Raw genomic sequence first — 7,100 nt, 5'->3', positions numbered from 1 at the left:
AAAGCCATTGCCGGCGCCCGCCGTAATGCCGGAGGAGGCCGGCTTGCCGATGCCGTTGGCGGCGGTGTCATAGGTCCAGATGCTGGTCACGTCAGCCTCGACCCGCTGCACCATGCGGTCGAGCTTGTCGTAGGTCAGCGTCGTCACCTGGCTCTTGGCATCGGTCTGGCTGATCAGAAGCCCGAGCGTGTTGTAAGAGTAGGTCCAATGGCCGAGATCGGGATCGGAGCTCGCGATCTTGCGGCCACGCAGGTCGAAGGTCGCGCTCACCAAATTGCCGGCCGAGTCTGTCGTGGTCAGCATGTTGCCGACCGCATCATAGGCGAACGTCTGGGTGTTGCTCTGGGCGTCGGTGACCGAGACCACCTTGCCCTGGCTGTTCTTGGTCACCGTGCGGGTCTGGCTGAGCGCATTGGTCTCGACCAAGGTCAGGCCGTGATAAGCGCTTTGCGAGACATTGCCATCAGGCTTGGTCTCGGTCAGGATCCGGCCGAGCGTGTCATAGGTGTAGGTGGTGTATTGCGGCGTGCCGCCGCTCACGAAGTAGGGACGGCTGGCCTGGGTCAGGCGGCCGAGCGCGTCATAGGTGCGGGTCGCACGCACCGTCGAGCCGTCAAAACCCAGCGTCTCGCGGCCGAGCTCGCGCTCGAGCTGATCGAAATAGACCGTCGTCTTTGGCCCGATGACCGTCGCGCCGTCGGCGGCATAGGGCGTCTCGGTGACCAGATAGCTCGCACCCGACAAGCAGGTCGCGGTACCGCCGTTCACGCCGTTGCAAAAGGAATAGCTCCACTTGGACTGGGTGCCGTCGGCGCGGACCTCCTGGATCTTGCGGCCGAAGCTGTCGTAGGCCCACGTCGTGGTCAGCCCGTTCGGCCCGGTGTGGCTGGTCGGCTTGCCAAACCGGGCGTCGTACTGGAAGCTCTCGCTTTGGCTGAGGGCGTTGGTGTTGGTGGTGTTGAACTGGCCTTTGGCATCGAAGGCGCTGCTCGAGGAGCGCGTCGTGATATCGGCTCCGCTCACCGTCACCGAAACCTTGTTGCCAAAGCTGTCGTAGCCGTAATCGGTCTGGAGCCGCAGCGCCGGGGTGTCGGGCTCGACCACCTCCTGGTTCAGCACCCCTTGCGCGTCATAGGCGAAGGAGGAGGTTCGCGTGATGGTGCTTGCGGCCCAGAGCGGGCTAGACGATAGCAGGACAACGGCAGCCGCAACCGACGACTTCGCGATCTTCAACATTGCTTATTCCCCAAGCCCCAGAGTGCCAATCATCCAGATGGTCGAAAACAACGCACTCACGCAAAACGCTGACACGCAAATCCCCGCAAGAGGCGGATGGTCTCCGCCACCCCCTCACCCGCTATGGCGCGACGTTGCTGACCGTCGCCCGCGTCAACCGGCCGAGATACCAGAGGCTCGGATTGTTGGTGTAGGTGTTGTTGGTCGTCTTGCTGAAGCCATCTGGCGTCGAGACCACGACCTGTGTCGCATTGAGATAGGCGTCGTACTGGTTCGACGTCGTCACCGTCGGCAGCGCCGAGCCATCCAGATCGGCGCCGCTCGAGACGTTCTGCGTCAGGTAGACGTGATATGGCGCGGTGCCGCCCGTATCGTAGGATTGATACGTGTTGGTCGATTGCCCGAGCGTCTGGGTCCCCAGTGCGCGTTTCGTGGACGACACCAGGCCGATGAAGGGGAAATCCTGCCGGTAGGTCGTCGTATCCGCGATGCCGGTCTGAAGGTCCTTCACCGACGTCTGGCTAAAGCCGAGAAAGCCGCGACCTTGCGCATGGAGCCTTGCGGCGGAGTAGGTGTAGGACGAGCTGTAAACTCCACCGACGCCGTTGGACGCATTGACCCGAGAAACGACGTACATCGGCAGCTGCACATCCTGCACGGGGTATGTCGAGCCGGTGCCCTTGGTGTAGACCGCCGCGTGCGTCAGCACGTCGTAAGTGAAGGTCGTCGTGGCGCCGAGACCATTTGTCACCGACGTGATCGTGTCGCCGACCGGCCCCGGGACGGTGAACAAGGCGGTGGAATGGTCGCGGATGAAGGCCATGCCCGACTTGCCGGTCCCGATGAAGTCGCCCATAAGCACCGCCCAGGACTTGTTGGGCGGAAGGCTGAACATCTGGCCGTTCAGGTAACCCGCGTACGCGCCCGCCGCGAACGAGCCGTTCCCTTTGCTGGTGAGGATGTAGTAGCAACAATCGTCCGCCAGCACGAGATCGCTCATCCCGTCGCCGTTGAAGTCGCCGGTGAAGGTGATGTAGCCGCCGCTAACGGGAGTTCCGAAGTTGTAGCCGTTCGGATTGGCCGAGACGATCTCGGTGAAGGCGCCGTTGCCCAGGCTCAGGAAAACGTGGCTGGTCCCGCCGTTCATGAGGAGGATGTCGGTCTGCCCATCGCCGTTGTAGTCGCCGACGAACGGAGTGTTGTACGCCGTCGGCGTCGTGCCAAAGTTCGTTCCCGCTTCGTAGGCATTGTCGACGGTCCCGAAAGTGCCGTCGCCGTTGCTCAGCAGCGTATAATAGCGGGTCGAACCAAAGAAAGTGAAATCGGTCCGGCCGTCGCCGTTGAAGTCACCGGCGAAGGCGGCATAGTTGCCCGATGTATAGAAGGATCCCCGCGGACCACCCTGCAACCAGGTATCCTGCATTCCATTGGGACCGCCGAAACTCCAGCCGTTCGGAATCGCGACCGAGGTCTGCGTGAATGTTCCGTCGCACTTGCTGAACAACGTCCAGACGTTGGAGCTTCCGATAATGGCGACATCGGTGCAGCCGTCGGCGTTGTAGTCCCCGGAAAGGACGAAATAATGCAGGCCGGGTTGTGCGCCGAAATTGCTTCCCAGCGGGTATTTATAGTTTCCGCCGGTGAACGTCCCGTCGCCATTGCTGATGAGGGTATAGTAGCCATCGTTGCTGAGCATACCCAGGTCGACCTTGCCATCGCCGTTGAAGTCCCCCGTAATCGGCGTCGTGACCGACGAGGGCATCCCGCCGAAATTCCAGTTGTTCGGGTATTTGTAGGCCGAGCCGGCGAACGTTCCGTCGCCATTTGCAAGCCAGACATAATAGGCGTCGTTGCTGAGCATCAGAATGTCGGTCTTGCCGTCGCCGTTGACGTCTGCCGATATCGGGTCGCGGATCGACTGCGGCGGCGTGCCAAAATCCCAGTTGTTGGGATTGGCCTGGTTTACTTGCGCGAATGCGGGAGAGCCGCTGCCGGTCCATTGGAATGTCGTCGCCGGCAAGCAGGAATTGCCGGCCCCGCAGGCGGCCACCGAAGTCACCTCCGAGCGCCCACTCGACGCGCTCAACTGATACGTCAGCTTGTAGTCGGTGATCTGCGAGCTGCCGGAGAAGGTCTTGACGTCGGTCAGCCGCTTGGTGGTCTGAACAAATCCCCCGCCCCGGTACTGAGGCACGACATCCGGCCGCGTCTCATAGACGAACTGCACGGAGTTGTAGGGGCTGAGCGAAGCGGCAGCGTTGCCCGTATAGTCGATTCTGAGGGGATAGAATTCGGTGGCGCTGTTCTGGTGCGTGACCGTGAAGTAGTTGCCCTTGGTATCGCTGACCTTGCTGACTCCCCAGACCAGGATCGCGACCCGGCCCGGTGCCCTGAATTGTGAATCAGCCGAGTGGCCAAACTCCAGGAGCTGACCCGATTTGGTGTGCACCTCGAACCAATCCGGTCCACTGCCGGAACCGTGCGCGATGATCTTCGAGTATGCCTCGACTTCCGTCCGGTACTCCGTGCCATCGGCACCGTAAGCGCCACTGACCGCGACGAGCCGTTGCCCATCCATGCAGTACCGGTCGTTCTGGTCATAGCTCATCGCGCCGACCGTCCCATCCTGCGCCTTGGTGCGCAGACAGCGCGTCATCTGGGGCAATCCGGAAAGCGACCAACCGACTCCGAGCAGGCCGTTCGCACCTTGGCTCGTGTATTCCAACGACAGCGACGGCGCCAAGCCGGAGGTCCCGGGCGGCAACGCGATCGGAATCGAATACGTCCCCGCTCCCGTTGGACTCACCGCAGCATTGCCGGGCAGCGACATGACGCCCGAATAGCTCGGGCAGCTTCCCAAAACGAGCGCGACCAACGCCGAGACGAGCTCAATGCAGTTCCTGCGCAACGCCGGCCGCCCCGAGTTTCTGCTCATTTTTCATTCCCGCTTAAGATGCCTCTGCCTATTAATACATTCTGTAATTGTCCGCGAAAGTACAACGCGCCCGCGACAGGATTTATCCAGAGCTTTTTTTGAACTTTCACGCTGTCACTGCGTGGTCGCATTCCGCTTTCGTCGCGCGTGGATTCGCTAAGGTGCAACATTCGTCACGGTCGCCCGCGTCAGCCGGCCGAGATACCAGTTGGTCGGATCATTGGCATAGGTGCTGTTGCTCGTCTTGCTGAAGCCATCCGGCGTCGACACCACCACCTGCGTCGCGTTGAGATAGGCGTCGTACTGATTCGAGGTCGTCACCGTGGGCAAGCTCGATCCGTCCAGGTCCGCACCACCCGAGACGTTCTGAGTGAGCCAGACCCGGTATGGTGCGGCCGTGACACTCGCCGCAGTCACGCTGCCCGCTCCGCTCGCATTGCCGAACTGGTAGGTATTGCTGGATTGGCCGAGCGTCTGCGGACCGACGGCCCGCGTCGTCGACGCGACGAGACCAATATGAGGAAAGTCCTGACGATAATTCGTGGTGTCGACGATGTTGGTCTGGAGATCCTTGATCGTCGTCTGCCGAAAACCGAGAAAGCCGCGGCCGCTCAGGTCCGTCTTGGCCCCGGCGTAGATGTAGGACGAACTGTAATTGCCTCCGAGGCCGTTCGAGCTATCCACCCGCGAGACGACGTAGAGTGGCGCCTGGACGTCCATCTGCGGATAGACCGCGGTCGCATCCTTTGCGTATGCCGAGCTATCCGTCAGTGGAAGATAACTGATCGCGGTCGATGCTCCCAATCCGCTGGTGACGCTCGACAGGGTCATGGGAAGCGCCGAGGAAAGCTGCGTCACCGTCGACCAACCGTTCACGCCGACGTAGTAGCCGATCACGTCCTTGCGTCCCTTGCCGCTGGTGTCGGCTATCGTCACCGCAAAGCCGCTCCAGTTCCCGGTGATGTTCCAGGGCGCGATCGCCGCAAACGTGCCATCCGCCCTGGACAACGCGACATCGAACGTCCAGCCGTTGACGCCGATGTAGGACGCGATCAGGTCGGCTGCTCCGTCGCCATTGACGTCAGCCACAGCGAAGGTGAAACCGCTCCAGTTGCCGGCGCTGAACCAGGTATTGGCCGACGCGAAGCCGCCGTCGCCGCGAGACACGGCAAACGCAACGCTCCAGCCGTTCACGCCGATATAGGACGCAACGAGGTCCGCACGGCCGTCACCATTGATGTCTGCCGTCGAAAAACTGAAGCCGCTCCAATTCCCCGTCAGAGACCAGAGCACGGGGACCGCAAAGGTGCCGTCGCCATTGGCAAGCTTGACTGCCACGGACCAGCCATTGACGCCGATATACGACGCGATGAGGTCGGGACGGCCGTCGCCGTTGACATCGGCCGCGGAGAAGGTGAAGCCGCTCCAATTGCCTGACGTGAACGACGCCGTCGGCGCAGCAAGCGTGCCGTCGCCAACCGAATGCCGGAAACCGACCGACCAGCCATTGACATCGACATAGGATGCGACGACGTCGGCCCTTCCATCACTGTCGACATCTCCGACCGCGGCGGAGAAGCCGCTCCAGTTGCCGGCCGAAGCCGACGCGCTCACCGCCGAGAAGCCGGTGCCTGTCGACAAGGCGGTGGCGACGCTCCAGCCGTTCACCCCGATATAATTTGCGATCAGGTCATCCTTCCCGTCGCCGTTGACGTCGCCGGTAAAGAACGTGAATCCGCTCCAGTTGCCGGTTGTCGACCAGAGCGTGGGCGCGGCGAACGCGCCGTTCCCCTGCGCCAGGGAGATCGCGACCGACCAGCCGCTCGTTCCGATGAAATAGGCCAGGATGTCGGCCTTTCCGTCTCCATTGACGTCGGCTGTCGCGAAAGTAAATCCGCTCCAATTGCCGCTGACGAAGGCGGAGGTATGCGAATTGAACTGGGCATTATCGCTGCTCGACCATGCGAAATTCGTGCTCGGCAGGCAGGCGCCGCCAGCGCAAGCCTTCACGGAGCTCAACTGCGATCGGTTGGTCGCGGAGCTCTGCTGATATGTGAGCTGATAATCGCTGATGAGCGTGCTGCCAGCATAGGTCTGGACATTGGTGAGGCGCACCGCCGGCCGGACGAGCAAGCCGGCCGCATAGACCGGCACGGCATCGGGACGGCTCGCATAGACGAATTGCACTGAATTGTAGGCCGCAAGACCGGCGGAATCGTTCGCCGTGTAGTCGATCCGGCTCGGATAGGCCAGACCGTTCGCCGCATCGTTCGTGTAGGTGATCTTGAAATAGTTTGCCTTGATATCGGAGACCTTGTTGACGTACCACGTGCGGACCGCGCTCTTGCCCTGCGCCGAGATGCGCGAATCCGCGCTGTTGCCGATCTGAATGATCTGGCCGGACTTCGTACGAACTTCGAACCAGATCGGGCCCGCGCCGGAATTGCCATGCGCGATCACGCGCGAGAAGGTCTCTACCTCCGTGCGATATTCCGAACCGTCGGCTCCATAGGCGCCGCTGACGGCGACCAGCCGCTGCCCCTCGAGACAGAAACGGTCATTGGCATCGTCATTGACTCGCCCCCCGGATCCGTCCTGTGCCGTGGTTCTGGGACAGCGTGCAATCGAAGGCAGGCCCGAGAGCGTCCAGCCTATACCCAAAAATCCGTTGCCGCCCTGACTGCTGTAGTCGAGCGAGAGCGACGGCATCATGCCCGCAGTGCCGGGCGGCACGGCGATCGGCAGCGAGTAGGTCGCCGCGCCCATCGGGCTCACGCCGAAACCTCCCGGCAGCGACATGATGCCCGTCACGCCGGATGTGACGCCGGCGGCCAGCAGCAGGGCCGCCGAAGCCAGTGAGACCGCACCTCGTTTCAGCGCCGCAAGATGATGCAACCGCGCGCCCATGTTCATCTGCCGTCCTCCCTTC

The 7,100-nt window shown here is 62.1% G+C and carries 2 protein-coding genes and 1 pseudogene; all 3 read right to left on the bottom strand.

The features are described from left to right. Positions 1-1,236: pseudogene (locus tag IVB31_RS03475) on the bottom strand (hypothetical protein); the annotation flags it as partial. 121 nt (positions 1,237-1,357) lie between these two features. Beyond that, positions 1,358-4,066 (bottom strand): FG-GAP-like repeat-containing protein, encoded by a 2,709-nt coding sequence (locus IVB31_RS03470; RefSeq protein WP_247318544.1) that lies wholly within the window; start codon positions 4,064-4,066, stop codon positions 1,358-1,360. Between the two features lie 261 nt (positions 4,067-4,327). Further along, entirely contained in the window at positions 4,328-7,084 is a 2,757-nt protein-coding gene (locus tag IVB31_RS03465) for an FG-GAP-like repeat-containing protein (RefSeq protein ID WP_247318542.1), read from the bottom strand. Positions 7,085-7,100: the final 16 nt, after the last annotated feature.

Source organism: Bradyrhizobium sp. 21 (assembly GCF_023073335.1).
Lineage (GTDB): Bacteria > Pseudomonadota > Alphaproteobacteria > Rhizobiales > Xanthobacteraceae > Bradyrhizobium.
The sequence above is the reverse complement of the archived record's forward strand: the minus strand, read 5'-3'. Positions and strand labels throughout refer to the sequence as shown.